Annotated in this window: 30 protein-coding genes and 1 tRNA gene; 15 read left to right on the top strand and 16 right to left on the bottom strand. The window is 68.6% G+C overall.

The genetic code is table 11. The features are described from left to right. Nucleotides 1-53 precede the first annotated feature (53 nt). Complete coding sequence (gene glpX / locus ASF22_RS11385; protein ID WP_056173982.1) at nucleotides 54-1,046, top strand: class II fructose-bisphosphatase; 993 nt, start codon at nucleotides 54-56, stop codon at nucleotides 1,044-1,046. 18 nt (nucleotides 1,047-1,064) lie between these two features. On the opposite strand, the gene ASF22_RS11390 is transcribed toward glpX, so the two are convergent. The 3 genes from ASF22_RS11390 to ASF22_RS11400 all read right to left on the bottom strand — a co-directional run bounded on the left by ASF22_RS11390 (nucleotide 1,065) and on the right by ASF22_RS11400 (nucleotide 4,529). Further along, nucleotides 1,065-1,331, bottom strand: coding sequence for a YARHG domain-containing protein (locus ASF22_RS11390; RefSeq protein WP_056173985.1), 267 nt, complete (start codon nucleotides 1,329-1,331; stop codon nucleotides 1,065-1,067). Between the two features lie 188 nt (nucleotides 1,332-1,519). Beyond that, nucleotides 1,520-2,389 (bottom strand): tetratricopeptide repeat protein, encoded by an 870-nt coding sequence (locus tag ASF22_RS11395; protein WP_056173988.1) that lies wholly within the window; start codon nucleotides 2,387-2,389, stop codon nucleotides 1,520-1,522. Nucleotides 2,390-2,654: 265 nt separating this feature from the next. Continuing rightward, nucleotides 2,655-4,529: an ABC-F family ATP-binding cassette domain-containing protein gene (locus ASF22_RS11400; protein ID WP_056173992.1), complete on the bottom strand. Its 1,875-nt coding sequence runs from the start codon at nucleotides 4,527-4,529 to the stop codon at nucleotides 2,655-2,657. A 294-nt stretch (nucleotides 4,530-4,823) separates the two neighbouring features. Between ASF22_RS11400 and ASF22_RS11405 the strand changes: the two genes are divergently transcribed. Genes ASF22_RS11405 through ASF22_RS11420 form a run of 4 tightly spaced genes read left to right on the top strand, consistent with a single transcriptional unit; the run spans nucleotide 4,824 to nucleotide 8,297 of the window. Next, nucleotides 4,824-5,510, top strand: coding sequence for a Crp/Fnr family transcriptional regulator (locus tag ASF22_RS11405; protein ID WP_056092281.1), 687 nt, complete (start codon nucleotides 4,824-4,826; stop codon nucleotides 5,508-5,510). A gap of 3 nt (nucleotides 5,511-5,513) precedes the next feature. After that, nucleotides 5,514-6,602 (top strand): ABC transporter ATP-binding protein, encoded by a 1,089-nt coding sequence (locus tag ASF22_RS11410; RefSeq protein ID WP_056264223.1) that lies wholly within the window; start codon nucleotides 5,514-5,516, stop codon nucleotides 6,600-6,602. A gap of 13 nt (nucleotides 6,603-6,615) precedes the next feature. Next, the gene (locus ASF22_RS11415) at nucleotides 6,616-7,512 is read left to right on the top strand and encodes an ABC transporter permease subunit (RefSeq protein WP_056264226.1); all 897 of its coding nucleotides are present in this window, start codon (nucleotides 6,616-6,618) and stop codon (nucleotides 7,510-7,512) included. Beyond that, a complete protein-coding gene (locus tag ASF22_RS11420) occupies nucleotides 7,509-8,297 on the top strand; it encodes an ABC transporter permease subunit (protein WP_056264228.1) in 789 nt (262 codons plus the stop codon). The genes ASF22_RS11415 and ASF22_RS11420 overlap by 4 nt, the downstream gene beginning before the upstream one ends. A gap of 60 nt (nucleotides 8,298-8,357) precedes the next feature. Here the strand turns inward: ASF22_RS11420 and ASF22_RS11425 are convergent, their stop codons facing one another. Further along, the gene (locus ASF22_RS11425) at nucleotides 8,358-10,307 is read right to left on the bottom strand and encodes an AsmA family protein (RefSeq protein ID WP_244474264.1); all 1,950 of its coding nucleotides are present in this window, start codon (nucleotides 10,305-10,307) and stop codon (nucleotides 8,358-8,360) included. A 248-nt stretch (nucleotides 10,308-10,555) separates the two neighbouring features. On the opposite strand from ASF22_RS11425, the gene ASF22_RS11430 reads away from it, so the two are divergent. From ASF22_RS11430 to ASF22_RS11440, 3 genes are all read left to right on the top strand, one after another. After that, nucleotides 10,556-11,284 carry a CoA transferase subunit A gene (locus ASF22_RS11430; RefSeq protein WP_056174004.1) on the top strand — a complete coding sequence of 243 codons (729 nt, stop codon included), beginning with the start codon at nucleotides 10,556-10,558 and terminating at the stop codon, nucleotides 11,282-11,284. Between the two features lie 22 nt (nucleotides 11,285-11,306). Beyond that, on the top strand, nucleotides 11,307-11,966 hold the full coding sequence (locus ASF22_RS11435; protein ID WP_056174007.1) for a 3-oxoacid CoA-transferase subunit B: 660 nt from the start codon (nucleotides 11,307-11,309) through the stop codon (nucleotides 11,964-11,966). Nucleotides 11,967-12,107: 141 nt separating this feature from the next. After that, entirely contained in the window at nucleotides 12,108-12,503 is a 396-nt protein-coding gene (locus ASF22_RS11440; RefSeq protein WP_056174012.1) for a hypothetical protein, read from the top strand. A gap of 65 nt (nucleotides 12,504-12,568) precedes the next feature. Here the strand turns inward: ASF22_RS11440 and ASF22_RS11445 are convergent, their stop codons facing one another. Continuing rightward, nucleotides 12,569-13,126, bottom strand: coding sequence for a metallophosphoesterase (locus tag ASF22_RS11445; RefSeq protein WP_056264230.1), 558 nt, complete (start codon nucleotides 13,124-13,126; stop codon nucleotides 12,569-12,571). 146 nt (nucleotides 13,127-13,272) lie between these two features. Next, nucleotides 13,273-13,641, bottom strand: coding sequence for a DUF4440 domain-containing protein (locus ASF22_RS11450; protein WP_056264283.1), 369 nt, complete (start codon nucleotides 13,639-13,641; stop codon nucleotides 13,273-13,275). A gap of 284 nt (nucleotides 13,642-13,925) precedes the next feature. Between ASF22_RS11450 and gntA the strand changes: the two genes are divergently transcribed. From gntA to ASF22_RS11470, 4 genes are all read left to right on the top strand, one after another. After that, nucleotides 13,926-14,627: a guanitoxin biosynthesis heme-dependent pre-guanitoxin N-hydroxylase GntA gene (gntA, locus tag ASF22_RS11455; RefSeq protein WP_056174018.1), complete on the top strand. Its 702-nt coding sequence runs from the start codon at nucleotides 13,926-13,928 to the stop codon at nucleotides 14,625-14,627. After that, nucleotides 14,620-15,231, top strand: coding sequence for an urea carboxylase-associated family protein (locus ASF22_RS11460; protein WP_056264232.1), 612 nt, complete (start codon nucleotides 14,620-14,622; stop codon nucleotides 15,229-15,231). Before gntA ends, ASF22_RS11460 begins: the two co-directional genes overlap by 8 nt. A gap of 131 nt (nucleotides 15,232-15,362) precedes the next feature. Next, the gene (locus tag ASF22_RS11465) at nucleotides 15,363-16,376 is read left to right on the top strand and encodes an SDR family oxidoreductase (RefSeq protein WP_056264234.1); all 1,014 of its coding nucleotides are present in this window, start codon (nucleotides 15,363-15,365) and stop codon (nucleotides 16,374-16,376) included. A gap of 1 nt (nucleotide 16,377) precedes the next feature. Next, nucleotides 16,378-17,334, top strand: a complete 957-nt coding sequence (locus ASF22_RS11470) for an alpha/beta hydrolase (RefSeq protein WP_082483650.1) — start codon at nucleotides 16,378-16,380, stop codon at nucleotides 17,332-17,334. Between the two features lie 307 nt (nucleotides 17,335-17,641). Here ASF22_RS11470 and ASF22_RS11475 read toward each other — a convergent pair whose 3' ends face one another. Further along, nucleotides 17,642-18,151, bottom strand: coding sequence for a ferritin-like domain-containing protein (locus ASF22_RS11475; protein WP_056264237.1), 510 nt, complete (start codon nucleotides 18,149-18,151; stop codon nucleotides 17,642-17,644). A gap of 348 nt (nucleotides 18,152-18,499) precedes the next feature. On the opposite strand from ASF22_RS11475, the gene ASF22_RS11480 reads away from it, so the two are divergent. The 3 genes from ASF22_RS11480 (at nucleotide 18,500) to ASF22_RS11490 (ending at nucleotide 20,416) form a co-directional block, all read left to right on the top strand. Next, entirely contained in the window at nucleotides 18,500-19,261 is a 762-nt protein-coding gene (locus ASF22_RS11480; RefSeq protein WP_056264240.1) for a histidine phosphatase family protein, read from the top strand. A gap of 29 nt (nucleotides 19,262-19,290) precedes the next feature. Beyond that, a complete protein-coding gene (locus ASF22_RS11485) occupies nucleotides 19,291-20,175 on the top strand; it encodes an NAD(P)H-hydrate dehydratase (RefSeq protein WP_056264243.1) in 885 nt (294 codons plus the stop codon). 165 nt (nucleotides 20,176-20,340) lie between these two features. Next, nucleotides 20,341-20,416 (top strand) — tRNA-Ile (locus tag ASF22_RS11490). 220 nt (nucleotides 20,417-20,636) lie between these two features. Here ASF22_RS11490 and ASF22_RS11495 read toward each other — a convergent pair. From ASF22_RS11495 to ASF22_RS11535, 9 genes are all read right to left on the bottom strand, one after another. Next, nucleotides 20,637-21,134, bottom strand: coding sequence for a hypothetical protein (locus ASF22_RS11495; RefSeq protein ID WP_056264246.1), 498 nt, complete (start codon nucleotides 21,132-21,134; stop codon nucleotides 20,637-20,639). A 270-nt stretch (nucleotides 21,135-21,404) separates the two neighbouring features. Further along, on the bottom strand, nucleotides 21,405-21,596 hold the full coding sequence (locus ASF22_RS11500) for a hypothetical protein (RefSeq protein WP_348271140.1): 192 nt from the start codon (nucleotides 21,594-21,596) through the stop codon (nucleotides 21,405-21,407). A 97-nt stretch (nucleotides 21,597-21,693) separates the two neighbouring features. Then, nucleotides 21,694-22,482: a hypothetical protein gene (locus tag ASF22_RS11505; RefSeq protein ID WP_056264252.1), complete on the bottom strand. Its 789-nt coding sequence runs from the start codon at nucleotides 22,480-22,482 to the stop codon at nucleotides 21,694-21,696. Between the two features lie 67 nt (nucleotides 22,483-22,549). Further along, entirely contained in the window at nucleotides 22,550-22,996 is a 447-nt protein-coding gene (locus ASF22_RS11510; RefSeq protein WP_056264254.1) for a hypothetical protein, read from the bottom strand. Continuing rightward, a complete protein-coding gene (locus ASF22_RS11515) occupies nucleotides 22,993-23,358 on the bottom strand; it encodes a hypothetical protein (RefSeq protein WP_210166652.1) in 366 nt (121 codons plus the stop codon). The genes ASF22_RS11510 and ASF22_RS11515 overlap by 4 nt, the downstream gene beginning before the upstream one ends. Nucleotides 23,359-23,390: 32 nt before the next feature. Then, the gene (locus ASF22_RS11520) at nucleotides 23,391-23,819 is read right to left on the bottom strand and encodes a hypothetical protein (protein WP_056264258.1); all 429 of its coding nucleotides are present in this window, start codon (nucleotides 23,817-23,819) and stop codon (nucleotides 23,391-23,393) included. Between the two features lies 1 nt (nucleotide 23,820). Beyond that, nucleotides 23,821-24,096, bottom strand: coding sequence for a hypothetical protein (locus ASF22_RS11525; RefSeq protein ID WP_056264268.1), 276 nt, complete (start codon nucleotides 24,094-24,096; stop codon nucleotides 23,821-23,823). Next, complete coding sequence (locus tag ASF22_RS11530; protein ID WP_056264269.1) at nucleotides 24,093-24,440, bottom strand: hypothetical protein; 348 nt, start codon at nucleotides 24,438-24,440, stop codon at nucleotides 24,093-24,095. The genes ASF22_RS11525 and ASF22_RS11530 overlap by 4 nt, the downstream gene beginning before the upstream one ends. After that, complete coding sequence (locus tag ASF22_RS11535; protein ID WP_056264272.1) at nucleotides 24,437-25,195, bottom strand: hypothetical protein; 759 nt, start codon at nucleotides 25,193-25,195, stop codon at nucleotides 24,437-24,439. Before ASF22_RS11535 ends, ASF22_RS11530 begins: the two co-directional genes overlap by 4 nt. Nucleotides 25,196-25,416 lie beyond the last annotated feature (221 nt).

Raw genomic sequence — 25,416 nt, forward strand, 5'->3', positions numbered from 1 at the left:
TCGAACTTTAGTTCATAGAGAGCGCACGAACGGCGAAAGGCGCGGACAGGTCCATGGCGTACGGCAAGACACCCCCCGGCGGTACGGTCGATCGTACCCTGGCCCTGGAACTGGCACGGGTCACGGAGCGCGCCGCCATCGCCGCCGCCCATCTGCGCGGCCAGGGCAAGGAGCGGGAGGCGGATCAGGCCGCCGTCGATGCCATGCGGGTCGAGTTGAATACGCTTCCCATCGACGGCACCGTGGTGATCGGCGAGGGCGAGCGCGACGAGGCGCCGATGCTCTACATCGGTGAACGCCTCGGCACCGGAGCGGGCCCGAAGGTCGATATCGCCGTCGATCCCCTCGAAGGCACCACCCTGTGCGCCAAGGACATGCCCGGCGCCATCGCGGTGATGGCGCTCGCCGAGGCCGGGTCCTTGCTGGCCGCCCCCGACGTCTACATGCAGAAGATCGCCATCGGCCCCGGCTATCCGGCGGGTCTCGTCGATCTCGATGCCAGCCCGGCCGACAACATCGCCGCCCTGGCGCGCCACAAGGGGATCGACCCCGCGCAGATCACCGCCATCATCCTCGACCGGCCACGGCATATGGCCCTGGTCGCCGCCGTGCGGGCGACGGGCGCCGGTATCCGCCTGATCTCGGACGGCGACATCGCCGCCATCATCCACACCACCAGCCCGGACGAGACCGGCGCCGACATCTACCTCGGCATCGGTGCCGCCCCCGAGGGTGTCATCGCCGCCGGGGTGCTGCGCTGCATCGGCGGCCATATGCAGGGCCGGCTCATCCTCGACAGTCACGAGAAGCGCGAGCGCGCGGCACGGATGGGCATCAGCGACCCGAACCGGAAGTACGAGCTCCACGACATGGCGCGCGGCGACGTCATCGTGGCGGCCACGGGGGTCACGGACGGAGCCCTCCTGAAAGGCGTGCGGTTCAAGCAAGGGCACGTCGAGACCGAGACGGTGGTCTATCGCTCGGCCACCGGCACCGTGCGCCGGATCATCGGCGAGCATCGCCGGACCCGACCCTTCGAAGGCTGACGATGGACGGCCGGGAACTCAGTCCCGGCAGCCGTTCCGTTGCTCTTCACGCACGATATCGGCAATCTTCGCGCGATCGCGGGCGGAAAGCGGGACATCGCGGATTTCGTCGTAGCGGCAATCGGCGTTGCCGAAAGCCTTGATGCCACGGGCCGTCTTGAAGCAGTAGCCGGCCTCGGCATAGACGGCATTGCGCTCGCCCCAGAACGCGTCGCACGGAAAGGCAGCCCAGGCCGGTGCGGCAGTCGGGACGAAAAGGCAGACAAGGATCAGACGACGCAGCATCGGAGAGCTCCCATGGATGCGCGATCCTGCCGCGTTTTCACGATGCCGCACATGTCCTCAGCCGTAAATTCCGAGCCGAGATCGCCCGGAGGCAGGCAAGCTTTCCCAGGCGGGGGCTCTCCGAGGCCCAAGAACTCCGCTCGATTGCTCCGGACCAGGCCGAGCCCGCTATCGAGCGGAGGCTGCCGTCAGTTGAAGAGCGAACCCACACCGCCCTGGACGCGCCCGAGGCCCTGCTTGGCGATGGGATTGCCGGGGTCGAGCTGCGCGGCGCGCTGGTAGCTCTCCATCGCCTCCTTGCGGCGGTTGGACTTCTCGTAGGCGACGCCGCGATAGGCCCAGGACGTCGCGTCCTTGTTGTTGACGTTGAGCGCCGCGTTGTAGTCCTCGATGGCCTTGTCGAACTGGTTGGTGGCAATCAGGCTCTGGCCGCGGGCGGCGTAGGGAGCGGCGACGAACGGGTTGCGGTCGATGGCGGCGTCGAAGTCACCGATGGCCTGGGTGTTCTGGTTCTGCTTCTGCCGCACGAGCCCACGCGCGTGATAGGCCTCGGCGGATTCCGGCGTCAGGCGGATCGCCTGGTTGAGGTCGTTGCCGGCGCCTTCGAGGTCGCCCTGGGCGCGCAGCACGTTGGCGCGGCCGATATAGGCCGGGCCGTAGTTCGGGTCCGCCGCGATGGCCTTGGAGAAATCTCCGAGCGCAGCGTCGTTGCGGCCGATCTGGCGGTTGGCGAGCGCGCGGTTGTTGTAGGCCGAGGCCGAGTTCGGATCGATCTGCACCGCCTTGGTGAAATCGCCGATGGCGTCGTTGAACTGGCCCGAGCGCGCATAGGCCGCGCCGCGCGTGACATAGGCGGCGGCATCGTTCGGGTTGCGCTGGATCACTTCGCTGAGCGAGGCGATGTTCACGTTGGTGGCGCCCGTGGTGTCGGTCTCGAGGACGGCGAACTGCTTCGGCGCACCGGCATTGCCATAGGTCTCGCACCCACCGAGCGCGACCGCCACGAGGGCGGCCCCGATCAGCCCCGCCTTCGATGCCCGCAGCGTCAGAACCGTCATGAACCCGCTCCCCCCGGGCGTCCGTGCCCTGCACGGTACCGCCCAACCAACTTGTGCCCGAACCTGAGGCCGCCCCGATCCGCGAGCCCGCGCCGGAACGGTCGCGCATCGCGGTGAACGCACACTTAAGAAAGCGCCGTTCCCGACCCTCAAGCCCGGCGATGTGGCGAACGTATGGCTCGTGACACCGATGGGCTCCGGGGAGCCCCGGCGCCGGTCAAACGCTTCGGCCGTGTGGTGCCGGAGCCGCAGGTCAAGGCCTCCGTCAGGCTTCCGCGGCCTCGATGGCGCCGCTGAGCTCGAGCCACTCCTCCTCGGCCGATTCGAGGGCGCTGGCGGCGTCGGAGCGCATCTTCGCGAGTTCGCCCGCCTTGGCGGCGTTGGCCTGGAACGCGGTACCATCGGCGAGCGCCGCGTCGATCTTGGCCATGGCCTCGGCGAGCTTCTTCATGCGCGCCTCAACCGCCTCGATCTTCTTGCGCAAGGGAGCGAGGGCCACCCGGCGTTCGGCATTGGAGCGCCGCTCCACCGCCTTGACCCCGCCGGCCGCCTCGGACGCCTCCTTCTCCGCCGGCCGCTCGGGACCGGCGAGGACGAAGCGGCGATAATCGTCCATGTCGCCGTCGAAGGCCTTCACGCTGCCATTGGCGACGAGCCAGAGCCGATCGGCACAGGCCTCGACCAGGAAGCGGTCGTGGGACACGAGGATCACGGCCCCTTCGTAATCGTTGATCGCCTCGACCAGGGCCTGCCGGCTCTCGATATCGAGGTGGTTCGTCGGCTCGTCGAGGATGAGCAGGTGTGGCCCCTTGAAGGCCGCGAGGCCCATGAGGAGCCGTGCCTTCTCGCCACCCGAGAGCTGGGAGACGGGCGTTTCGGATTTCGTGCCAGAGAAGCCGAGCCGCGCGGCGGCGGCGCGTGCCTTGGATTCCGGCACGTCCGGCATGAGGTCTCGGACATGGGCGTAGGCGCTCTCGGCGGGGCGCAACTCGTCGAGTTGGTGCTGGGCGAAGTAGGCGACCTCCATCTTGCCCGAGCGGCGCATCTCCCCGCTCAACGGCGGCAGACGTCCGCCGATGAGCTTGCAGAAGGTCGACTTGCCGTTGCCGTTGGCCCCGAGCAGGGCCACGCGGTCGTCGGGGGCGAGGGACAGGTTGAGCCCCGACAGCACGATGCGGTCGGGGTACCCGGCCTGGACCCGCTCCATGGCGACGATGGGCGGCGAGAGCGGCCGCTCCGGACTCGGCAGGCGGAAGGCCGGCACGTCGTCCTCGATCACCGAGGCGATGATTTCCATCTTGGCCAGCCGCTTGACGCGGGACTGCGCCTGGCGCGCCTTCGTCGCCTTCGCCTTGAACCGATCGACGAAGCTCTGGAGATGCGCCCTCTCGGCGTCCTGCTTCACCTTGGCCTTGGCCTGGAGCGTGCGCTTCTCGGCGACCTGCCGGGCGAACGAGGTGTAGCCGCCCCGGTAGATCGCGAGCTTGCCCCGGTCGAGGTGCAAGATGTGGTCGACGCACTCGTCCAGCAGGTCCCGGTCGTGGGAGATGATCACCGCCGTGCGCGGATAGCGTTCGAGGTAGTCGTACAGCCAGATGGTGCCTTCGATGTCGAGGTAGTTGGTCGGCTCGTCGAGCAGAAGCAGGTCGGGCTCGGAGAACAGCACCGCGGCGAGGGCCACGCGCATGCGCCAGCCACCCGAGAAGTCGGAGCACGGGCGGCCCTGCGCCTCGGCATCGAACCCAAGGCCGTGCAGGATCGCCGCCGCGCGGGCGGGTGCCGAATGCGCTTCGATGTCCACGAGCCGGGTCTCGATCTCGGCCCGGCGCAGGCCGTCGGCGTGTTCGGCGTCCGCCATCAGGCGCGCGCGCTCGGTGTCGGCCGCGAGCACGACGGCGTGCAGGGTCTCGGGGCCGGCCGGGGCCTCCTGGGCGACGGCGCCGATGCGCATGCCCTTGGGCATCGACACGGTTCCGCCCTCCGTCGGCAACTCGCCGAGGATCGCCCGGAACAGGGTGGTCTTGCCGGCCCCGTTGCGGCCGACGAGCCCGACCCGGGCCCGGTCCGGAATGACGAAGGTGGCGCCGTCGAGGATCAGGCGCTCGCCGATGCGATAGGTAAGGTCGTTGACGCGCAGCATGGACGGCGTTCTGGCGCCGTGCCCCGGCCGTGGCAAGCGTCGCACCGCGGTTTCGAACCCTCCCGGACGGTTTCCCCGCCGGCGCGCCGGATCGGATGCGTTCCGAGGCGGCGGGATCGGCGCGGGGCGGGCCTATCCACGCCGATCTGGGAGGCGGCGGCTTGACCGCTCCAGACCCGGCGGTCACCATCGCGGCGCGGTAAGGACCTGTCAGGTGCCGGGCTAGAATGCCGGATCGGCGGCGATCCCCTTGAGGTCAGGATCGGGCGCAGGGCGCCACCAGGAGTTTTTTCGATGAGTCGGCTGGCGACAATCCCGTTCTTCAAGGAACCGGGAATCGAGTTGTCGTCCTACGAGACGCGCTGTCATTGGCGCCGGTTCGACGAGAACGAGGTCCTGGTCGACTACGACGACGTCTCAACCGACGTGTACTTTCTCGCCTCCGGCGAGGTTCGCATCCTCAACCGGTCGCAATCCGGCAAGGAAGTGATCCTCGGCGAGATGCGCGGCGGCGCGTTCTTCGGCGAACTCGCAGCACTCGATGGCATCGGCCGTTCGGCCAACGTCACCGCGCTGACGCGGGGCGAGGTCTGCGTGGTGCCGGCGCCGATCTTCCGCCAGATGATCTTCGCCTCGGAGGCCATCGCCGACCGGCTGTTCCGCCTCCTCGCCAAACGCGTGCGCGAACTCAACACCCGCATCATGGAGCACGCGCTCCTCGATCTGCGTCATCGCCTCTACGCCGAGTTGCTCCGCCTCTCGGTGCCGCGTACGGGCGGGGACGGCGCGCGCGTCGTGACCCCACCGCCCTATCACCACGTGCTCGCCGCCCGCATCGGTTGCCGGCGCGAGCAGGTGACCCGCGAATTCACCGTCATGGCGGCCGACGGTCTCATAGACCGCACCCGCGGCGCCCTCGTGATCCGCCGGCCGGACCTGCTGGAGGCCCGCGTGGCCGAGGCTCTGCGGGAGGACAGCTGAACCTTGGGCGATACCGGTTCGGTGCCCCGCCTCGGTCTGGAGGGAGTCACGAAGCGTTTCGGCGACGGGCTGGCCGTAGCGGATGTGTCGCTGGTCCTGGCGGCGGGGGAATTCTTCTGCCTGCTTGGGCCATCGGGCTGCGGCAAGAGCACGTTGCTGCGTCTGATTGCGGGTTTCGAGACGCCGAGCACCGGGCTCATCCGGGTCGATGGTCGGGATCTGGCAGGCCTGCCGCCGCATCGGCGGCCGGTGAACATGATGTTCCAATCCTATGCTCTGTTCCCGCACAAGACCGTCGCGGGCAACATCGCCTACGGCCTCGATGGTCTGAGCCGGACGGACAGGAGCGCCCGGGTGAAGACCCTGCTGGCCCGCGTGCGCCTGGAGAACTTCGAAGACCGCAGGATCGAGACCCTGTCCGGCGGCCAGCGTCAGCGCGTGGCCTTGGCCCGCGCTCTGGCCCGCGAGCCGGGCGTCCTTCTCCTCGACGAGCCCCTTGGCGCCCTCGATCGGGGCCTTCGCGAGGAGACGCAAGGGGAGTTGCGCGCCCTTCAGCGCCGGCTCGGCACCACCTTCGTCATGGTCACGCATGATCCCGGCGAGGCGATGGCGCTGGCCGACCGCATCGGGGTGATGGATCGGGGCCGCCTCGTGCAAGTGGGCGACGCCACCACCCTGTACGAACGTCCCGCGACCCGCTTCGTCGCCGGCCTGCTCGGCGACGTGAACCTGATTCCCGGCCGAATCACCGGGCGCGACGGCGAGTGGATCGTGGTCGAGACCGGGTTCGGCCCGCTGCGCGCCTCTGCCTCCGAATCCGCCCCGGGGGAGGGGGAAGCGGCCACCCTCGCCCTTCGCCCGGAACGGATCGGCATGGATGCCTCGGAGGGACCCGCCGGCACGATCACGGAGGTGACCTACCTCGGCGAGCGCGTGCGCAGGCAGGTCCGCATGAACGATGGTACGCTCCTGCGGGTGAGTACGCCGGCGGCGAGCCATGCATTCGGCCTCCAGGCCCGGGACCTCCATGGCCCAGGCGACACGATCCGCCTCGACCTCGCCCCCGAGGCCTGCCGGATCCTACCGCCATGATCCAGTTGCCGGCATGATCAGACCCGCCCGCCTCCTGGCCCTGGTACCGGCCCTGTGGCTCGGAGCCTTCGTGCTCCTGCCGGCCCTGATCATCCTCAAGATCAGCCTCTCCTCCGCGGCCACGGCCCAGCCGCCCTACCTGCCCGTGCTCGATTGGAGTGCGGGCCTGGAGGGGTGGAGCAGCTTCCTCGAAGCCCTCGATTTCACCAATTTCGAAACCCTCCTGAGCGATACCCTCTACCGGGATGCCGCCCTGTCGTCCCTGGCGCTGGCAGGGCTCGCGACACTGATCCTGGCGCTGATCGGCACGCCCATCGCCCATGCCATGGCGCGCGCGCCGGAGCGGGCGCAACCCCTGCTGGTCGCCCTCGTCATCGTGCCGTTCTGGACGAGCTTCCTCATCCGCATCTACGCCTGGATCGCGATCCTCAAGCCGGAAGGCCTCCTGAGCGGCGCCCTCCTGCGCCTCGGACTGGTCGACCGCCCCCTGGAGATCCTCGGCACGCAAGGGGCGATCCTCATCGGGCTGACCTACGCCTATCTGCCGTTCATGGTGCTGCCGCTCTACGCCGTCATGGCGCGCCTCGACCCGCATCTGCGCGAGGCCGCGGCGGACCTCGGCGCCTCGCCGGCGCGGGTCTTCTGGAGCGTGACCTTGCCCTTGGCGCGGCCGGGCCTCATGGCCGGAGCGCTCCTGTGCTTCGTGCCGATGGTCGGCGAATTCATCATCCCGGATCTGCTCGGCGGCTCCGACACCCTGATGCTCGGTCGCGTTCTGTGGAGCGAGTTCTTCTCCAATCGCGACTGGCCGCTGGCGTCCGCGGTGGCGATCCTGATGCTCGCCCTCCTGGTCGTCCCCCTGGTTCTCCTGCGCGACTCCGGCGCGCGTCCAGGGGAGGCGGGGCGGTGAGCGCCTTCGGCCGCCTCTCCTTAAGCCTCGGCCTCGCCTTCCTGTACGGGCCGATCTTCGTTCTCGTGGCGTACTCGTTCAACGCCTCGACGCTGGTCACGGTCTGGGGTGGATTCTCGACCCGCTGGTACGGCGTGCTGTTCGCCGATGGGCCGTTGCTCGCCGCCGCAACCGTGTCCCTGCACGTCGGCGTCGCGGCGGCGGCGCTCGCCACCCTTTTCGGCACCTTCGCGGCGCTCGCCCTCGATCGCGGCGGACGTTTCCCCGGTCGGCCCGTCTTCGGCGGCCTTCTCTATGTCCCCATGGTCATGCCTGAGGTCGTCACCGGGCTCGCCCTGCTGCTGCTGTTCGTCGGAACCGGCTTCGAGCGCGGCCTCGTCACCCTCGTGGTGGCGCACGCCACCCTCGGCCTCGGCTTCGTCGCGGTGATCGTCGGTGCCCGGTTGAAAGGCATCGACCGCGCCCTGGAGGAAGCGGCCGCAGATCTCGGCGCCGGGCCGCTGCGTGTGTTCGCCACGGTCACCCTGCCGCTCATCGCTCCGGCAGTGGCGGCGGGCTTCCTGCTGGCCTTCACCCTGTCCCTCGACGATCTCGTGATTGCGAGCTTCGTCACCGGACCGGGCGCCACCACTCTGCCGATGCGCCTCTACAGCCAGGTCCGCCTCGGGGTGAACCCGGAAATCAACGCCGCCTCGACACTGCTGGTCGGTGGCGTCACCACCATCGTCCTCACCGCCTCATGGCTGTCGGCACGTCCCGCACGGTCTTCGGTGAAATCCGTCTGATCGCCGCGCGATGCGGGCGACCATCGGCTGGCGGTACACCGATGGGGCGACGGAGCAGAATCAGGGCGCGTAGGCACGGGCGGCCGGCGGTAGATCCGGCTTCCCGCCTGCCGCAGGGTGGCGCAGGGCACCGGTCGCCGTGAAGCCGGTGTCGCCATCCTCCGGGGCGGCCTTGCGGACCACGACGGCGTTCCACGGGCCGGTGATGGCATAGCTCGGCCCCGGTCGGGTGGTTCCATCGGGGGCCGCGCGCGGCAGGATCTGCGCCCGCGTCTCGATGCGACGCTCGGGGAGGACGACGGCGCCGCTCAAGGCTCCGGTCAGCGCCGATGTCCGCAGGGTGGCGTCGACGATTTCTCCGATGCCATCGACGACCCGCAGGCTCAGGCCGGCATGCTCGAAGGCGGTCCGGCCGTTGCGGCGAGCCAGCGCGCCGGCCGCGACGGCACCGTTGCGGTGGACGACATCGGCGAGATCGATCCCCGCCAGGGCTCCACCGTCGATGGCGACGCTCGCGCGTCCATCGATATGGCGCACGAGGGCGTCCGGCGTCGTTCCAGCGCCCTCGAAGGTGAACTGACCGCGTGCGCCTCCGAACACCCAGCGATCCTGGCCGAGATCGACCAGGAGGGCGCCGAAGTCGAGACGGTCGAACGCGCCCTGGAGCCTGACCTCGGTCTTGTCCGGATCGTCCACCCCGGGCGTGAGGCCGAGGCGGCCCTTCACCAGCCCCCCCTGCAGGGTCGCGCGATTCAGGGATGCCTCGATACCGCCCTGGCGCACCAGGACGCTCGCGGCCACGTCCTCGAACGCGAGCGGTCCCATGCGGGCCTGGCCGGCCGAGATCCGCAAATCGAGGTCTCCCCCCGTGAGGGGCCGCAGGGCGAGACTGCGTCCGGTCCGACCCGGCGGGTCGTCCGCATCGAGGCCGAAGAGGCGCAGGGTTTCGGCGAGGAGGGGCGCGAGGTTGAGGGTGTCGGCCGCCAGGGTCGCCTGGATCGACGGACGCGCACCTGCCAGGGAAACGGAGCCAGCGCCCTCGAAACGGTCCTCGCCGATATTCAGGCGCACGCTCGGCAACAGAAGGGTCCGCTCGCGTACCTCGAAGCGGCCCGAGAGGGCGAGGGCTTCGATCACCGGGGAGAGAGCCATATCGCCCCCCATCCACCCCAGGGTCTCGGGCACGGATCGAGTCCGCAGACTGGCGCTGCCGGTGAGCGCCGGTTGAGCCGTGAAAGACCCATCTCCCTCGATGGAAAGGCTGCCCGCCGGCCAATCGGCCGTCGCCGCGAACGGGCTGCGTGCGCCGGCGGCGAGATCGGCCGCCCGTAATCCCGAAACGGTGAAGCGGGCCGGAACCGCGTTCCAGCGGAACGCGCCCGCGATGTCGATCTCCGCGCTCCAGGCCGGCCAGGAGACGTTGAGATCGACATCCTGCGCGGTCTGGGTCTGTCCGTCACGCAAGTCGCGCCCGGTCACGGTGACACGGCTCAGGGTCAGGCGACGGGGATGGGCCGCGCCCGGCTCCAACAGACGCGCGGCCCGTGCCCTCGGTTCGGCCCACCGCATATCGTCGTCGCGGGTCGGCAGGTTCACCATCCCGCCCTCGAGGGAGGCGGTGGTGACCTCGATGCGGCCAGTCAGGAGGGCGAAGAGATTGAACTGGAGCTTGAGGGCTCCGCCTTCGGCGAGGGGGATCTCGCCGCCCATCGAAGTGAGGCGCACGCCGCCGAGGCTGAGGCGGGGCAGGGGAAGGAGAGCCGATTCCGCCGGGCCGGAGGCGCTCAGGACGATCCCGTAGGTACGCGCGAGCGGGCCGCCGAGAAAGGCGACCGCGCGCTCGGTCGGTACCGCCCACGGGAGACAGCCCGCCGCGAGGCCGGCGGCCAGGACACCCAGGCCGAGGAGGGAAGCGAGACGTCGCAGCGACAGGGCACTCCGTGCGGAGGAACGCGAGCCGGACCCTTCCGGCGCGTCCAGCCGATGATCGTCGCGGGCGCCCCCACCCATCGACGAACACTGATGCGATTCAAATCCCTACGCCCTCCGGAGCGGTTTGTCTCCCAGGGCCCGGGGCCGTGCACCGGCCAATGCCGGCGCGGGAGGGGACGTCCGAATCGGATGACACCCGTGGGGACCTGTCGGGGCGCATGGTAAACCCCCGCTGGTCATCACGAATTGCTTGGCGTAACCGCAGCGAGGCGCGATGCTGACGGCGGGCGGAAAACCTGTTGCCGGAGACCTTTGGGAGGGCGTTGATGAAGAAGGTACGCAAGGATGCGACGGAGGCCCTGGCCGGTCTCCTGACCGACGGGATGACGGTGATGGCCGGGGGCTTCGGCCTGTGCGGGATCCCCGACGAACTCATCGACGCGATCCGCGCGTCGGGGGTCAAGAACCTCACCGTGATCTCAAACAACGCCGGCATCGACGGCGTCGGCCTCGGCAAGCTGCTCGAGACCCGGCAGGTCGCCAAGATGATTTCGTCCTACGTCGGCGAGAACAAGGAATTCGCCCGGCAGTATCTCGGCGGCGAACTCGCCATCGAGTTCAATCCGCAGGGGACCCTCGCCGAGCGCATCCGCGCGGGCGGTGCCGGCATTCCGGCCTTCTTCACCAAGACGGGCGTCGGCACCCTCATCGCCGAGGGCAAGGAGGTGCGTGAGTTCGAGGGTGAGAACTACGTGATGGAGCGCGGTCTGTTCGCCGATCTGTCCATCGTCCACGCCTGGAAGGGCGATACGGAGGGCAACCTCGTCTACCGGAAGACGGCGCGCAACTTCAATCCGATGATGGCCACGGCCGCCAAGGTCACCGTCGCCCAAGTCGAGCACCTCGTGCAGCCGGGCGAGATCGACGGTGACGCGGTCCACACGCCGGGCATCTTCATCAAGCGGATGATCCACGTGGCGACCCGCGAGAAACGCATCGAGCAGCGCACGACGCGCAAGCGCGGCGAGCCCGCCATCCCCCCCGCCGCCGTCTGACGAGAACGCAGGAGACACCCCCATGGCCTGGACCCGCGAACAGATGGCGGAGCGCGCCGCCAAGGAGCTGCGCGACGGCTTCTACGTGAACCTCGGCATCGGCATTCCGACGCTGGTGTCGAACTACATTCCCGACGGCATGTCGGTGCAGCTGCAATCGGAGAACGGCATGCTCGGCATGGGCCCGTTCCCGTTCGAGGGCGAGGAGGACCCCGACCTCATCAACGCCGGCAAGCAGACCATCACCGAGCTGCCGACCACGAGCTACTTCTCGTCCTCCGACTCGTTCGGAATGGTGCGGGGCGGGCACATCAACCTGTCGATCCTCGGCGCCATGCAGGTCGCTCAGAACGGCGATCTCGCCAACTGGATGATCCCAGGCAAGATGGTGAAGGGCATGGGCGGCGCCATGGACCTCGTGGCCGGCGTCAAGCGCGTCGTGGTGGTGATGGAGCATGTCGCCCGCAACAAGGACGGCTCCGAATCCCCCAAGCTGCTCTCGGCCTGCGACCTGCCGCTGACGGGAACGCAGGTGGTCGATCTCGTGATCACGGATCTCGGGGTCTTCACCATCGACAAGAAGGGGAACGGTGGCATGACCCTGATCGAGCTCGCCGACGGCGTGACCGAGGACGACATCCGGGCGAAGACCGAAGGGGCCTTCACGACGCGTCTCGCCTGAGCCGCCTCGTTTCGGGACGCCGAAGCCGGGCACGGCGCCCGCATGGCTAAGCGCCCGTTAAGCCGACTCGTCGAAATGTCGGCGCAGGCCGGGGACCGGGCGTTCCCGGCCTGCGTTGCGTAAGACGAGGATGATCAGCTGATGGATCACGTTCCGGCAAGGATGGACAATGTCGTGCCGTTCCGGCGGGCGGCCCCCACGACCCCCCCCCCGGCCGGAAGCGTTCCGCGCAAGGCCACCAACGCGACCCGGCGCGGCGACCAGCGCGCGGTGATGGATGCGGTCTACGCCACCGGCACTCTGGCGGTCGCGGCCGGGGACCGGGAGACCAAGCTCATCGCCGCTCGTCTCCAGGTCTACGGCTTCCTGACCATCGAGGAGATCGACACCGACGGTGCGCTCCGGCGCCTGCGGCCCTCCGAGTCGATCCGCGCCCGCCCCGAACGCCCCTGGCGTGTCACCAAGGCGAGCTACGGCGCCGGGCTCGCCGTCTCGATCCCGGCCGTCGACGGCTTCCTGTTCGAACAGCCGGCCTGAGCGGAGGGCGTCATGCGGTTCCCAGCGGAGCCGTGCGCTCGGGGCTAAGATCCTCGCGTTCGAGCTCAGCGCAGGCCGCGCAGCGCCATTTCCTCCGGCGCCTGTTCGGCGGCGTCCTGGCGCGCCAGCGCGGTCGCGAGATCGACGGGGCGGTAATCCCATGCGTCCATGCCGACATCGCAGGCACGGCTCGTGTCGGGCAGGCACGCATGCGTGTGTCCGTAGAGATGCCGCGTCCCACGCCAGAAGCCCGGCCAGGACCGGTGCGGGTAGTGCGACAGGAACAGGCGCCACGCCGCGCCGTCGGATGCCGCCACGGTGATCCGGGCGCTCGCCTCCGGCGGATCCGCCCATGGCAGGTCCAGCACCCGGTTGGTGTCGTGATTGCCACGGATGAGCCGTTTGGTGCCGTTGAGGCGCGCGAACACCCACGCGCAATGCACGCGACTGGCCCCTGCGGCGAAGTCCCCGAGGTGCCAGACGTCGTCGTGGGGGCCGACGACGGCGTTCCAGCGGTCGATCAGGGCTTCGTCATGGCCCTCGACGGAGCCGAAGGCGGACCGGCGCCGCTCCACGAGGGGCGCGTCTCCGAAGTGGGTGTCGGCCGTGAAGAAAGTTGCCATGCATCCTGCCGGGAGGGGCGCCCCCGGGACTCGAGAACGGCGAAAGGGCTCGCGGTTCCCGACATGGCGCGGCCCGAGCGGCCAGCAAGGCGACGTGCTGACTCAGGCGAGCCGACACCGTCGTCTTCCTGGCCGAACCGGCGCCGTCAGTCGTTGACCGCCGGAATGGCGAGCGGGGGTGTCTGCTGGTGCTGCACGACACGCCACTCCTCGTGGGAGAGACGTCGATACGTCGAGGTGCAATTGGCTTCGTAGGTCTCATCGTCCCGCGAGGCTTTCGCATTGTAGCCGATGACGATGAGGCCTTCCTGCGGACGGGAGATCTGGCCGTTGGAGATGTCGATGCTCGACCAGCGCGGTGTATTGGCGACGGCCTCGATCGCCTGCTTGCCACTCATCACGAAGGGTGGGTGCGGCAGGACCATCAGGCATTCGCCGTCGACCAGTTCGCGATAATGATCGGCATCGCCGACCCAGAGACTCTTCTCGAAAGACCAGACCCGATTGTCGTCCACGGTGATATTCTCCCTCGTCCAAGGCTTGAGATCCAAGGCTGGTAGGAGAAGCCCAGCGCCGAAGGTTCGTTCCGCCGTCGTTCCGAGCCCTCGAATACGCTGCCCGTCGAGGATCGGGCCGATGGCCTGAACGCGGGGGTCGTACCGACGAGCGAATCCCCTGTTGGCAAGTCCCGCGACTTCTCGTCCACCTCGGAACACCCTGCGCCTGCCCCCTGTTGCCCAGATCCACGCCACCGGCTGCCGCACTCCTGCGCAACCGGGTGGCTGAGTGACGAGTGCGTATGCAGTTTCCGAGAGACGACCGCGATCACGCTTTGGCCCACGCGTTCCGCGACTTCATCCGCGACCCGCCGTTCCCCTGTGTCGGCGCGAAATCGGCCTTGTCCAAGGGGCAGATGAAGATCGTGGTGGCCCGCGACATCACCTCCGGCTGGGACGACATGCGGATCTATCCCGCCCTCCTGGCCTTCGCGGCGCGCTACAAGCGGGCGCCTGATCTGTTTCAGAGCTTCGCAGTGGTGTTCGAGGGGCCGGGGGACCTCGGCGAAGAGCAGTTCGAGCGCCATCTCTGGGCCCGTGCCCAATCCCTCGCCGACAAGGATTGCTGGCTTGGCCAGCCATGGGACCAGCGTGTAGCCGACGATCCCGAGAGTCCGCATTTCTCCCTGAGTTTCGGCGGCGAGGCCTTCTTCATCGTCGGCCTGCATCCACGCGCGAGCCGACCCGCCCGGCGCTTCTCCTCTCCGGCGCTCGTGTTCAATCTTCACGCCCAGTTCGAGGCCCTGCGGGCGGCCAACCGTTACGAGAAGCTGCGGACCTCGATCCTCGAACGCGATGCGGCGTTGGCCGGGTCCGTGAACCCGATGCTGGCCCGCCACGGGGAAATGTCGGAGGCGCGCCAGTACAGTGGGCGGGCGGTGTCCGAGGCTTGGCGCTGCCCCTTCCAGGGCCGGACCGGAGCAGGCGGAACACACGATGTGTGAGGCGCACGCATTCAAAGAGATCGCGCCGCGCTCAGGCGTCGCCTTCACCCTCGACAGGGGGCAGCGCCTCACGGTCATCGACCCGAAGGGCGAGCAGGTCGCGGATCTGTTGGCCTACAACCGGCACGATACCGGTGAAGTTCTGTCCTCCGGGCGCACCCTCGACTACGCGAGCCGGATCTACCTCACCACGGGCGACCCACTGTATTCCAACCGCTCCAACGTGATGCTCACCATCGTGGCCGACACGGTCGGACGCCACGACTTCCTGCTGACCCCGTGCTCGAAGGATACCTTCCGGATCATCTATGGCGACACCGACCCGCATCGCGGCTGCTTCGGCAATCTGGCAGCGGCGCTCGCTCCCTACGGCATCGAGCCGGATCAGATCCCCATCGCGTTCAACTGCTTCATGAATGTGCCCATCGATGCGACGACCGGTGTCATCCGCGTGGAGGCACCCCTGAGCCGGGCGGGAGATCACATCACCTTCGAAGCTCAGACCGACCTCGTCATCGGCCTGACGGCGTGTTCGGCCCTGCAATCCAACAACGGGAGCTTCAAGCCGATCCATTACCGAATCGATCCTCCAGCAGGTGCATGAGCGGAAGGGGGACATTCCGGCGCGCGTGAAATCCGCGCAAGCCCGTTGTTGTCCGCAACGCCTCCGACTCCCGCGCGTAGGCCTTCCGATAGGGGCCCTCACTGGCACCCACCGAAGCGGAGGAACGGTAGATGAAGCATAAGGCCCTGCGCGATCAGGTGATCGTCATCACCGGCGCCTCGTCCGGCATCGGCCTCGCCACGGCCCGCATGGCCGTGAAGAGCGGCGCGCGCGTCGTGCTCGCGGCCCGCAGCGGCACGGCCCTCGCCGCAATCGTGTCGGAGATCGAGGCAAGCGGCGGGCGGGCGGTCTCCGTCGTGGCCGATGTCGGTGTGCGGTCCGATGTCGAGACGATCGCAGAAGTGGCGGTCGCGACGTTCGGAGGCTTCGACACCTGGGTCAACGTCGCCGGCGTCACCATCTACGGTCCGCTGACGGAGGTGTCCGACGCAGATCATGCCCGACTGGTGCAAACCAACCTCTGGGGCACCGTCTATGGCTCCCTCGTCGCCGTCGCGCATCTCGGGCGGCGGGGTGGAGCGCTCATCAATGTCGGCAGCGTCGCCTCCGATCTCGCCTTCCCGTTCCAAGGAATGTACTCGGCGACAAAGCATGCGGTGAAAGGCTTTACCGATGCGTTGCGCATGGAATTGCGACACGCCGGCACTCCGGTCTCGGTAAGCTTGATCAAGCCGACGTCCATCGACACGCCCCTGCCACGGCGTGCCCGCAACTACATGAACCGCGAACCGATGCTGCCCCCGCCGGTCTACCCGCCGGAAGAGGTCGCAAACGCAATCCTGCACTGTGCCGTGCATCCGCAGCGCGACGTCTTCGTCGGCGGCGCCGGAAAGGTGTTCGCGGCCAGCAAGGAATTCGCGCCCGGCGCGTTCGATCTCCTCGCCCCGGCCATCGTCGCCCTTCAGCAGCGGCCCGGCCGCCCGAGACGTCCGGCGGGCACGCTCCACGGACCGGAGCAGGACGACACCGGTCATGCGAGGGGTGATCAGCCCGGCTACGTCATGCGAACGAGCGCCTATACCCGTGCCAGCCTTCACCCGGTCGCGCTGATCGCCGGCGCAGTTGGTCTCGGCCTTGCCGCGACGGCTCTGGTGGCGCCGCGTTCAACCGGCCGACGGTCCTGAGATGAGGGCGACCGCACACCGCCTGCCATCCCCGCCACCCGTTCAACCTTCGACGGCCGACCGGGCTGTGGCGCGCCGGGTCGTCGACCTGGGCCAGGGTCGCACCCTCGCCTATGCGGAGGCGGGGGAGGGCCCCGCCATCGTCCTCATCCACGGGACATTGATGGCCCTGGAGGATTCCTGGCTCGCCCTCGTGCCGACCTTGGCCCAGCACTATCGCGTCATCGCGGTGGATCGACCAGGCCATGGGATGAGTGCGCGGCGGCGGCTCGTCGATGCCTCGCCCTGGCGCCAAGCGGAGATCATCCGGGATGCGATGGCGGCCATCGGCGTCGACCGCCCGTTGCTGATCGGTCACTCCTTCGGGGGCACCGTCGCGTTGTGCCACGCCCTGCGATTTCCGGAACAGACGGCCGGAATCCTCGCCCTCGCGCCGCTGTGCTTCCCGGAGATGCGTCTGGAACAGGTGCTCTTCGGGCCGCGGTTCACGCCCGGCCTCGGAGAGGTTCTGGGGCCATTGCTCGCGGGATCGGCCGACCCTGCCCTGCTGCCGCTCCTATGGCGCGCGATCTTCCTGCCTCAGGCCATGCCGTCCTCGGTTGCCGAACGCTTTCCGTTCGCGCTGGCGAGCGGGTCGGAGCGGATGATCGCCGAAGGGGAGGATGCCGTCAGTGTCTGGACGGCGCTGACCCGCGCCGCGGCCGCTTACGGAACCTGCAAGGTGCCGGTTCATATCCTCGGGGGCACCGCCGACCTGGTTGTCAACAACGCCCTCCACGGTGCTCTGGCGGCGCAAGCGATCCCGCGCGCGCACTTCGACTGGGTGCCTGGCGCCGGCCATATGCTTCATCATTTTCACCAGGACACCGTGCTGGCGTCCGTGAGAGATCTGATCGAGCGTGACCACGTCGGACAAACAGGTCGGACAGGCGCAGCGCCCAAACTCGGCACACGGTGATCTCGGCCGACGAAGCTCGGGCCGAGACGCAACGGCACCGTCGAATCACGCGACAGCCCCGCCGCCCGATCGGATCACGGGTCGACGGGGCGTGCTTACGCAACAGGAGCCGGTACGCAACTTGGCTCGCAGCGAGAATGCCGGGGCTCGGTTATCATCACGTATCGTCACGGAACCCGGATTTCCCGAAACGGGAAAGGCCTCGAAGGCTCGGGGCCGATCCCACGTCGGTAGACACCGCTCCGAGACGTCCGGACCCTCGCCGGGTCGACCCGGGCCGCCAGGCTGTCTTCCCCACGCGCGAGCGCTACCGGCTCGCAGTCGCACCGCTCAGGGTCAGTTCGAGGTAGCGCTGGGTCGTCGGCGCCACGAGGGCGGCGACGGCCTTGGCCATGCCTTCCTCCTGCTGGATGGACAACGTGAAAGCCGACCTGTGCGCGCTCTGGCCGGCAGCCTCGCCGATGGTGAGAAGCGATGTATAGGCGGCGATCTCGAAATTCTCGAAGGCTTGGTTCGCAAAGGTGTTCTTGAGGATCTCGTCCTGGGCTGGCACGTGAGCGATGGCCATCATGTTGCCGACGAATCCAAGGAATCCCTCCTTCAGGGCAGACGGCGTTTCCGACAGGGACGAGAGAGCTTCCTCCAACCGGTCGCGTTGGCCATGGGTTTCCTCGATGTGGCGGCGGAGAGCGACCTCCATCTCCGGATAGTTCTCGAGGCGCTCGACCTGCCGCTCCATGATCTGGAGCGCCTGCAACTCCAGGGCGTGGGTATTCTTGAGGGCCGTGACGTAGATCGCTCGTGCATCGCTGGTCATCGGACGCTTTCCTTACGACGATGGCGGCTATGGCCAAGTTACTGCGGTGAACTGCGCCTTGATGGCACGTGGTTCTTCGACAACTCTGCTCATGCCAATACGTTGCGTATGCGCGATCAGAACCACGATGACGCTGAGCCGCACCTTCCATCCCGTTGGTGATCTTGCCCGTTGGTGATCTTGTGACACTTTGCCCCCGCCGCCACGCGAGCATCGCGCATCAAGCTATGGGCAACCCTGCGAGGCGACGAGGCCGGCGGCCCGGGAACCGGGGCGGCACCCGGCCGGAACGTGGCCGCTGGCGGGGCGTTGCGCTCGGTCTAACCGATCGGCGCTCCGGAGATTTCCGTGCCACAGGGACACCCACTTCGGCTCTGGATCGTCCGCCACGGCGAGAGCTCCGGCAACGTCGCCCGGGATGCCGCACAGGCGACGGGCGCAGCCCGGATCGACATCCCCGAGCGCGATGTCGACGTCCCCTTGAGCGCCCTCGGACATCGGCAAGCCGGTGCCCTCGGCCGCTGGTTCGCGGCCTTGCCCGAGGACGAGCGCCCGAATCTGCTCCTCGCCTCGCCCTATCGTCGTGCGGTCGAGACCGCCGAAGCGATCAGGGGGGCGGGCGGCCTCGCGGCGGCGGCACCACCGCTTCTCGTCGACGAGCGCCTGCGGGAGAAGGAATTCGGTATCCTCGATCGCCTGACACGCGCCGGCATCGAGCGATACCATCCCGAGCAGGCCGCACTCCGGAGCGACCTCGGAAAGTTCTACCACCGCCCCCCAGGCGGCGAGAGCTGGTGCGACGTGATCCTGCGCCTGCGCAGCGCCCTCGATACGATCTCGCTCCATCACGATGGCCGCCGGGTGCTTCTCGTCGCACATCAGGTCGTGGTGCTGTGCTTGCGGTATCTTCTCGAGGAGATGACCGAGGATGGGATCCTCAGCATCGACGCGGACGGCGACGTAGCGAATTGTGGGGTGACCGAGTACGCCTTCTCGGCGTCGGCAGCGCCCGGCAGCGGTCTCGCGCTGGTGCGCTACAACTTCGTCGCACCCCTTGAGGCGGACGGCGCCCCCGTTACCTCCGAACCGGACACCGACGCCGTGCAATAGTTTTCGCGGCGACGATGGAGGATCGATCCATGCAGTCCGTCACGCCAGTCACCGAGCACCTGCTCCGGAGCATGGCCCCGCCCGAGCCGGACGGCGACAGCAAGGACAGTCGCGGTCGTGTGCTGATCACGGCGGGCTGCACCGGCCTTCCCGGCGCGGTACTTCTCGCCGCCAATGCGGCCCTGCGCGCCGGCGCCGGAAAGGTGCAGCTTGCCGTCTGCCGCGATCTCGCGATCCCGATGGGACTCGTCGTCCCGGAAGCCTTGGTGGTCGGCCTGCCACAGACCAAGGATGGCGGCATCAGCCGGGCCTGCGCCGACGGCCTCGCATCGCGTGCGGCATCCAGCGATGCGGTTCTGATCGGACCCGGCATGGCCGAGGACGCGGATACCGAGGCCGTGACCACCGCGCTCGTTCACAATGCGAGGGACGTCGCCATCGTCCTCGATGCCGGTGCCCTGATCGCGCTCCGTGCCGACACCGACCTGACCCGCACGCGTAGGGAACCTGCGATCATCACCCCGCATGCCGGCGAGATGGCCCAGCTCCTCGGCCTGGAGCGCGAGGCGATCGAAGCCGATCCCCTCGCCGCGGCACGCCAAGCGACGGAGCGCTTCGGAACGGTGACGATCCTGAAGGGCGGCCGGACTCACATCGTCGCCCCCGACGGCCGCGCATGGTGCTACGAGACGGGACATGTCGGATTGGCGACCTCCGGATCGGGGGACACGCTCGCCGGCATCATCGTCGGGCTGCTCGCCCGCGGCGCCGGACCGGAAACGGCCGCCCTGTGGAGCGTATACGTTCACGGCGAAGCCGGTCGCCGCCTCGGACGCCGCTATGGCGGGATCGGCTACCTCGCCCGGGAGATCCCGAACGAGATCCCGTCCATTCTGGCCGAGGTGCTCGTTTAGATAGGAGATCGGCGGAGCTGAAGCCTGCCGATCGGAGCGCAATCGAGTCTCGGCGGTCCGACGCAATCCAGCCTTGCCGAGCGGCCGACTTCGCGATAGCCAGACGCGTCGGCGTCGGCCCCGTTCCCAGCGCGGATGGGAAGGCATAGGCTGAACCGATAAGTCGGGCCTGTAGCTCAATGGTTAGAGCCGACCGCTCATAACGGTCTGGTTGCAGGTTCGAGTCCTGCCGGGCCCACCAATTTTCCCCTCTGTAGAGACGCACCGCGAGACCCGCCCCCGATCTAGGGGGACAGTTATGGGGACAGATACGCGCGTTTAGACCCCACTCGGACGGGGTCCGGCGGGGTGGTCGGCGACGCGGGATCGGGGCTCGAAGCCCTGTCCGTGCTGGTCACGATTCGACGGTCTCACGCCGCGTTGTCACTCCCAAGGGGGGGCGCGGCGTTCCTGTCAGGGCCTCAGGGCGCCAAGGTTGCGGCCGACGCCTCCGCATCGTGGTCCCGATCCTCAGGCGCCTCCGGGATCCCCAGGACTTCCAGCATCCGAATGAGCGCCCGCTCCCGGCTTGGGTCCATGTCCAGGCGATACTCGCCATTCTCGAACAGCGAGATGGCCTTGGCAAAAACGGCGATCTTAACCTTGGCGAGCGCGTAGCTGAGCACGGTGTCGTTTTTACCCGGGGCAAGAACGATGTGCAGGCCCACCACGGGCATCCTGTCGGCCCGGATCTCACGGACGGAGGCGACATGTTCGAGGATCCGCCGGCGCGTGATCTTCGTCATGTCGGCGGCGACGAAGATGGGGTGCGTCGCCAGCTCGGCGACGGTGATCTCGCCGAACTGGATCTCCGCGTCCTTGGCGCCCTCCGGCCGGTACCGGTGGACCAGGAACACCACGGGCTCCTTGGCCGGGTCGATGTACGGGATGTGTTTCGTGGGGGGCAGGTTCTCGGGCATGCCCGCCATCATGCCGGCGCCGCGTTAAGCACGTCTTGCATTGCCGGATGACGGCGGCGCCGTCGTCGGGCATACAGAGTCCGTCGACACCGCTCTGCCCACACGCGCAGAGATGACCCCAACGTCATGGCCACGACCCAGTCATTCGTCTGCCTCTGCCCCTGTGCAGAGTTGAACCCGTGTCGTTGACCCGCTTGAAGCGTTCGAGCTCGCCCTGCCCACACGCGCAGGGATTATCGGAGGGGCTAGGGGAAACCCGACGCCCGCTCCCTACCGGGCCCCCTCACGCGCCCGGCGTTCCCGCCCGAGCTTCCTGGCCAAGTCGGCCGGGCGTTGGGCCCGCACGAAGCCGCGGCTGACCTGTCCGGACAGGGAGGCCATCTCCACCAGCGCATCCCCGAGCGCCCGGCGCAGGGCGTCCCGCGCGTCGCCGTCGGCGGCTTCCATGTACGCACGTTCCATCTCGTCCACGATCGTCTCCACCGTCTCGTTCATGAGAACGAATAGAGAACAAATCGGCGGGGGAGTCGATCCCCGGACGCGGCGTTTTGGCTTGGATTCAGACGAACCAGGTGACCACCAGGGCGGCCGCGATGGCGAGGCCGACCATCAGGACGGTTGAGCGGAGGCGCTCCACGGCGGCGGTGAGGTTGGCGTCATCCGGGCTGGGGGTCGGGTCCACCGGATCCGCCGTCGGTACCGGGTCCGGCACGCGCTCGTCCTCGTCGACCTTGGGCCTGACGGCATCGCTCCAGCTCACCAGCCGAACAGTGCCGCGTGCCACCTCGGGGCTCTCGCTCGGCCTGCCCTCCGACGGGACGAGGTACCAGGTGACGCCGTAGCCGATGGGGGTGTGCTCGTCGCCCTTAGCGATCCACAGGTCGAGCTTCGTGCCGAGGTGGAACGACGGCATCTCGCCTGCGCGGTAGGCGGCTAGCATCGCCGCCATGTCCACCTCCGGGATCCAGCACTCCAGGAACCAGCTGTCCTCGGTCTTGATCTCCCAATCGCCCGGGATGAAGCCGAGCACGCCGGTGAACGGGGTGTAGCCGTTGCCGTCTTCCTGCGGGATCGCGGGCCGGATGGTGACCGGCAGCGACTTGCACGCATCCCCCCATCCCGCGAGCCGGACGCGGTCCCTCCGAATCGTGGCCATGCCCGTCAGGTGCGACGACCTGGTGATGGCGCCGTAATCGGTCGAGACGACCTGGCTGAGCCCGATGCCCGAGACCTCGACCCAGAAGGTCCGGTGCGGGTCGTGATGCCACTCGCCCTCGACCTCCGGGATCGTGAGCGTCCCGTTCGTGATCACGGCATTCAACCGCGTCCGCTTCGCCTGTCCCGCCATGTGCTCTCCCAAGGTTGAGGCACTCTCGCGGGATGGTGGCGCCTCGTCTAGCGGGCGCGGCCGGGCTTCACGGTGCTTCATCCCGAGGAGCGTTCCGGGACGTCTGTACGGGTCGGGATGACCACCGGACCAGGTGGCCGCCCTTGTTGTCGATCGGAAAGCACAGCCCGACATGCGGCACCGGGATGGCCAGCCGCCCGCATGCCTGACGCTCGATCGGATCATCCTCGGTTCGAGGCAGCGGGCGTCCGCATGTCTGACATGTCTGCGGAGGGTCCACCGGTTCGACCGGGGAGTACCTGCTGCAGATGTTGAACTCCTCCTCGCCGACCTCGGTCCACCCGCTCGCCGGGGCCTTCACGCACACCACGGTGAACCCGTCCGGCGGGTAACCCTCCGACCCGTTGTGGCTGACGACGCGGTGCACGTCGGTGCCGTCCCGGGTCACCAGGTCGCCCGCCTCGTAGAAGGGCTGGCCATGCTCGTTGCGGGGAATCTTGCGCTGCTCGGTCATGGCCTGAGATCCAGTTCGATTTTGTCACCTGACGCGTACCAGGGTCGCTCGGCACCGTGCTCGGCTTCCCGCGATCCGTAGGGATCCGCCGGGTCGACGTACTGGGACAGCACGTAGAGCGGTACGGTCCCGTCCGGATTGCGGGCGCCTTCGATCGAGAGGCCGGCCAAGCGGCCGTCGTCGCGGATGACAAACGATGGTCTCAGCTCCGAGACCCAGCACCCGAGCATGCGTCGGAGCTCGGCCTCGCGAAGCTCCTGCCGCTTGGCGATGACGCGATCGCACATCGCACCGAACACGGCGGCCGGCGACATGGCGTCGACCGCCGAGGGATCCGGTGCGGTCGCCTTCAAGGTCGACACGCCGTGTTGGAGGCGGTCCCACAGTTTGGAGCTCATGCCCGCTTCCTCCCCATGGCCTCGGCCGCCCGGCGCTGCCTGCGGTTGGCCCCCGGCGCGGGATGCCTCGCCGGCCGGGGAGCCGGCTCCATGAGCGCCAGGAGCCGGTCGACCTTCGCGGCGAACGCGTCGACCTCAGCTTGCATCTCGGCCAAGGATTCCTCAGGGGATCGGGCCGGCATCGCCCGAAGGAGCGCGGCCTGATCCGGGGTGGCGACGAAGACCGCGATGCCCCCGATCGAGGCATGCCCGCCCGGGGCGTAGGCCATCTCGGGCTCGTTCTCCCAGGCCGATCGGCGCAGGGCGGCGAAGGTCTCGCGATCCTCGCAGTAGATGCCTAGGGGGAGCGCCCAAAAGGCAGGGGTGTCGAAAGGTGCAACGAGATCGCCCGGCCACCAGCGGTCCTTGTGCCAGATGGTTGGCATGTCAGCCCCTCCTCTCGAACCCGGCCTCGCGGAGGAAGATCACGCCGGCGCTGAGGCCAGCGCCGCGCTGGACGATGACGATTGCCTCGGCGAGGACCGCCTCGTCCGGCATCGCGGTGACGTGCATGCCCCGCTCGCGGTCAAGCCGCTCGGCCTCCCGCGCCGCGGCGGCCGCCTTCCCGGCGTCGGACGCCTTGAACCGGCGGACCCAGTCCTCGTGCGCCGAGATCTGCTCGGGGGTCATCCCACGGTAGAGCCGCTCCCGGTCCTCGGTCATGCCCGCCTCCCCAGGATCGCCAGGGGCGACATGTCCACCCGGACCCCGACGGCCGGCACGACCGGCGCTGGGATCTCGACCTTCTCGTTGGCCTTGAGCCAGGCGAGCTGCTCGGCCGATGCGACGTTCATCATCAGGCCGGCCGGAGGTATTCCCGCGACCTTCGACACGCCGACCTTCCGGATGACGTCCAGCCCAGGCCGGAAGCTCCTCGCCCGCAGGCGCTCCCAGTCCTTGATGCTCTCGGCGTAGATGCCGGGCGGGATCGCGCCCGGCAGGGCACCGCCCGTGATGGGCGACGTCTCGGACGGCCAGAGGCGGTCCTTGTGCCAGAGGGTCGTCATGCCAAGCTCCCCAACGATTCCAGGTCCTCGTCCGGCACGGCGGCCGCCGGCGCGGGCCGGACGTTGCGGGCCAAGTCCCCGAGCCCCCGCACCCACCATTTCTGGTCGACGAGATGCATCGTGCGGTGGGCGGTCTCGATGGTCGGGCGCGCGTCGCTGACCAGGACCGCCAGGCCCCGGAGCGCGCCGAACTGCTCGGGGTACCGCCGGTACCAACCATCCGGGATTGCAGCCCCGCCGGCGCACAGGCGCCCGACGAGCTCGGAGATCTCGGCGTCCAGGCCCGCCGCGTGTCGGACCCGGTAGGCCTCCCGCTGGGCGGCGCCGCGGCCGCTGCGCTCGGTGATCCGACGCCAGCTCCCGGATCCCGTCCGCTCGAACAGCGGCTCACGGCGCACGAGCTTGAAGGCCCGGCCACCGTCGATCGAGATCTCCTCCAGCACGCCGAGGCGCAGGCCATGGCCGACAAGGTTGCCGACGACGTCGTGGAGGAAGGCACCCACCCAGTGGCGGCCGAATCCGAAGAAGCTCGGGTGGGAGGCGCGGGTCGCCTCATGCACGACTACGAGGTGCTCGTAGCGGAGGACGTCGGCCGCACCCCACATCATGGCGATGCGGCCGTGGTAGTCCGCCATCAGGCCGAACTGATGCGCCTCCCCATACGTGGGGGAGCGGATCGCGCGCTGGAGGGCGGTGTCATCGTCGACGCCGCGCAGGTGGCTGTAGTCGGCCTTGGGCGTCCGGTACCAGGGCATCAGGAACTCCCGGGGATTGGCTGCAGCCCGAGCAGATCGAGCCATGCGGTCCAGACGGTCTCTACGGCTGCCTTGGCGTCGGCCTCGGTGGCGGCGGTGCCGTCCATGTCGAGGCCCGCGACTGGTCCGCCCCCATTGAAGTGGTCCGCCCTTTGGTATGGCTTTTAAGCCTGGAGGACGGACAAGATGGCAAAGCACCCGAAGCCCGAGGAGATCGTTGC

Origin of the sequence: Methylobacterium sp. Leaf87, from assembly GCF_001422775.1 — a bacterium.
Taxonomy (GTDB): Bacteria; Pseudomonadota; Alphaproteobacteria; order Rhizobiales; family Beijerinckiaceae; genus Methylobacterium.

Coding starts and splice junctions, on each gene's coding strand:
- ASF22_RS11445 (WP_056264230.1), bottom strand. CDS start 13,126: ATGGCAACTTTCTTCACGGCCGACACCCACTTCGGAGACGCGCCCCTC.
- ASF22_RS11440 (WP_056174012.1), top strand. CDS start 12,108: ATGGATCACGTTCCGGCAAGGATGGACAATGTCGTGCCGTTCCGGCGG.
- ASF22_RS11520 (WP_056264258.1), bottom strand. CDS start 23,819: ATGCCAACCATCTGGCACAAGGACCGCTGGTGGCCGGGCGATCTCGTT.
- ASF22_RS11505 (WP_056264252.1), bottom strand. CDS start 22,482: ATGGCGGGACAGGCGAAGCGGACGCGGTTGAATGCCGTGATCACGAAC.
- gntA (WP_056174018.1), top strand. CDS start 13,926: ATGCAGTTTCCGAGAGACGACCGCGATCACGCTTTGGCCCACGCGTTC.
- ASF22_RS11395 (WP_056173988.1), bottom strand. CDS start 2,389: ATGACGGTTCTGACGCTGCGGGCATCGAAGGCGGGGCTGATCGGGGCC.
- ASF22_RS11405 (WP_056092281.1), top strand. CDS start 4,824: ATGAGTCGGCTGGCGACAATCCCGTTCTTCAAGGAACCGGGAATCGAG.
- ASF22_RS11485 (WP_056264243.1), top strand. CDS start 19,291: ATGCAGTCCGTCACGCCAGTCACCGAGCACCTGCTCCGGAGCATGGCC.
- ASF22_RS11530 (WP_056264269.1), bottom strand. CDS start 24,440: ATGACGACCCTCTGGCACAAGGACCGCCTCTGGCCGTCCGAGACGTCG.
- glpX (WP_056173982.1), top strand. CDS start 54: ATGGCGTACGGCAAGACACCCCCCGGCGGTACGGTCGATCGTACCCTG.
- ASF22_RS11435 (WP_056174007.1), top strand. CDS start 11,307: ATGGCCTGGACCCGCGAACAGATGGCGGAGCGCGCCGCCAAGGAGCTG.
- ASF22_RS11425 (WP_244474264.1), bottom strand. CDS start 10,307: ATGGGTGGGGGCGCCCGCGACGATCATCGGCTGGACGCGCCGGAAGGG.
- ASF22_RS11430 (WP_056174004.1), top strand. CDS start 10,556: ATGAAGAAGGTACGCAAGGATGCGACGGAGGCCCTGGCCGGTCTCCTG.
- ASF22_RS11415 (WP_056264226.1), top strand. CDS start 6,616: ATGATCAGACCCGCCCGCCTCCTGGCCCTGGTACCGGCCCTGTGGCTC.
- ASF22_RS11470 (WP_082483650.1), top strand. CDS start 16,378: ATGAGGGCGACCGCACACCGCCTGCCATCCCCGCCACCCGTTCAACCT.
- ASF22_RS11525 (WP_056264268.1), bottom strand. CDS start 24,096: ATGACCGAGGACCGGGAGCGGCTCTACCGTGGGATGACCCCCGAGCAG.
- ASF22_RS11535 (WP_056264272.1), bottom strand. CDS start 25,195: ATGCCCTGGTACCGGACGCCCAAGGCCGACTACAGCCACCTGCGCGGC.
- ASF22_RS11390 (WP_056173985.1), bottom strand. CDS start 1,331: ATGCTGCGTCGTCTGATCCTTGTCTGCCTTTTCGTCCCGACTGCCGCA.
- ASF22_RS11465 (WP_056264234.1), top strand. CDS start 15,363: ATGAAGCATAAGGCCCTGCGCGATCAGGTGATCGTCATCACCGGCGCC.
- ASF22_RS11475 (WP_056264237.1), bottom strand. CDS start 18,151: ATGACCAGCGATGCACGAGCGATCTACGTCACGGCCCTCAAGAATACC.
- ASF22_RS11510 (WP_056264254.1), bottom strand. CDS start 22,996: ATGACCGAGCAGCGCAAGATTCCCCGCAACGAGCATGGCCAGCCCTTC.
- ASF22_RS11500 (WP_348271140.1), bottom strand. CDS start 21,596: ATGGAACGTGCGTACATGGAAGCCGCCGACGGCGACGCGCGGGACGCC.
- ASF22_RS11460 (WP_056264232.1), top strand. CDS start 14,620: ATGTGTGAGGCGCACGCATTCAAAGAGATCGCGCCGCGCTCAGGCGTC.
- ASF22_RS11400 (WP_056173992.1), bottom strand. CDS start 4,529: ATGCTGCGCGTCAACGACCTTACCTATCGCATCGGCGAGCGCCTGATC.
- ASF22_RS11495 (WP_056264246.1), bottom strand. CDS start 21,134: ATGCCCGAGAACCTGCCCCCCACGAAACACATCCCGTACATCGACCCG.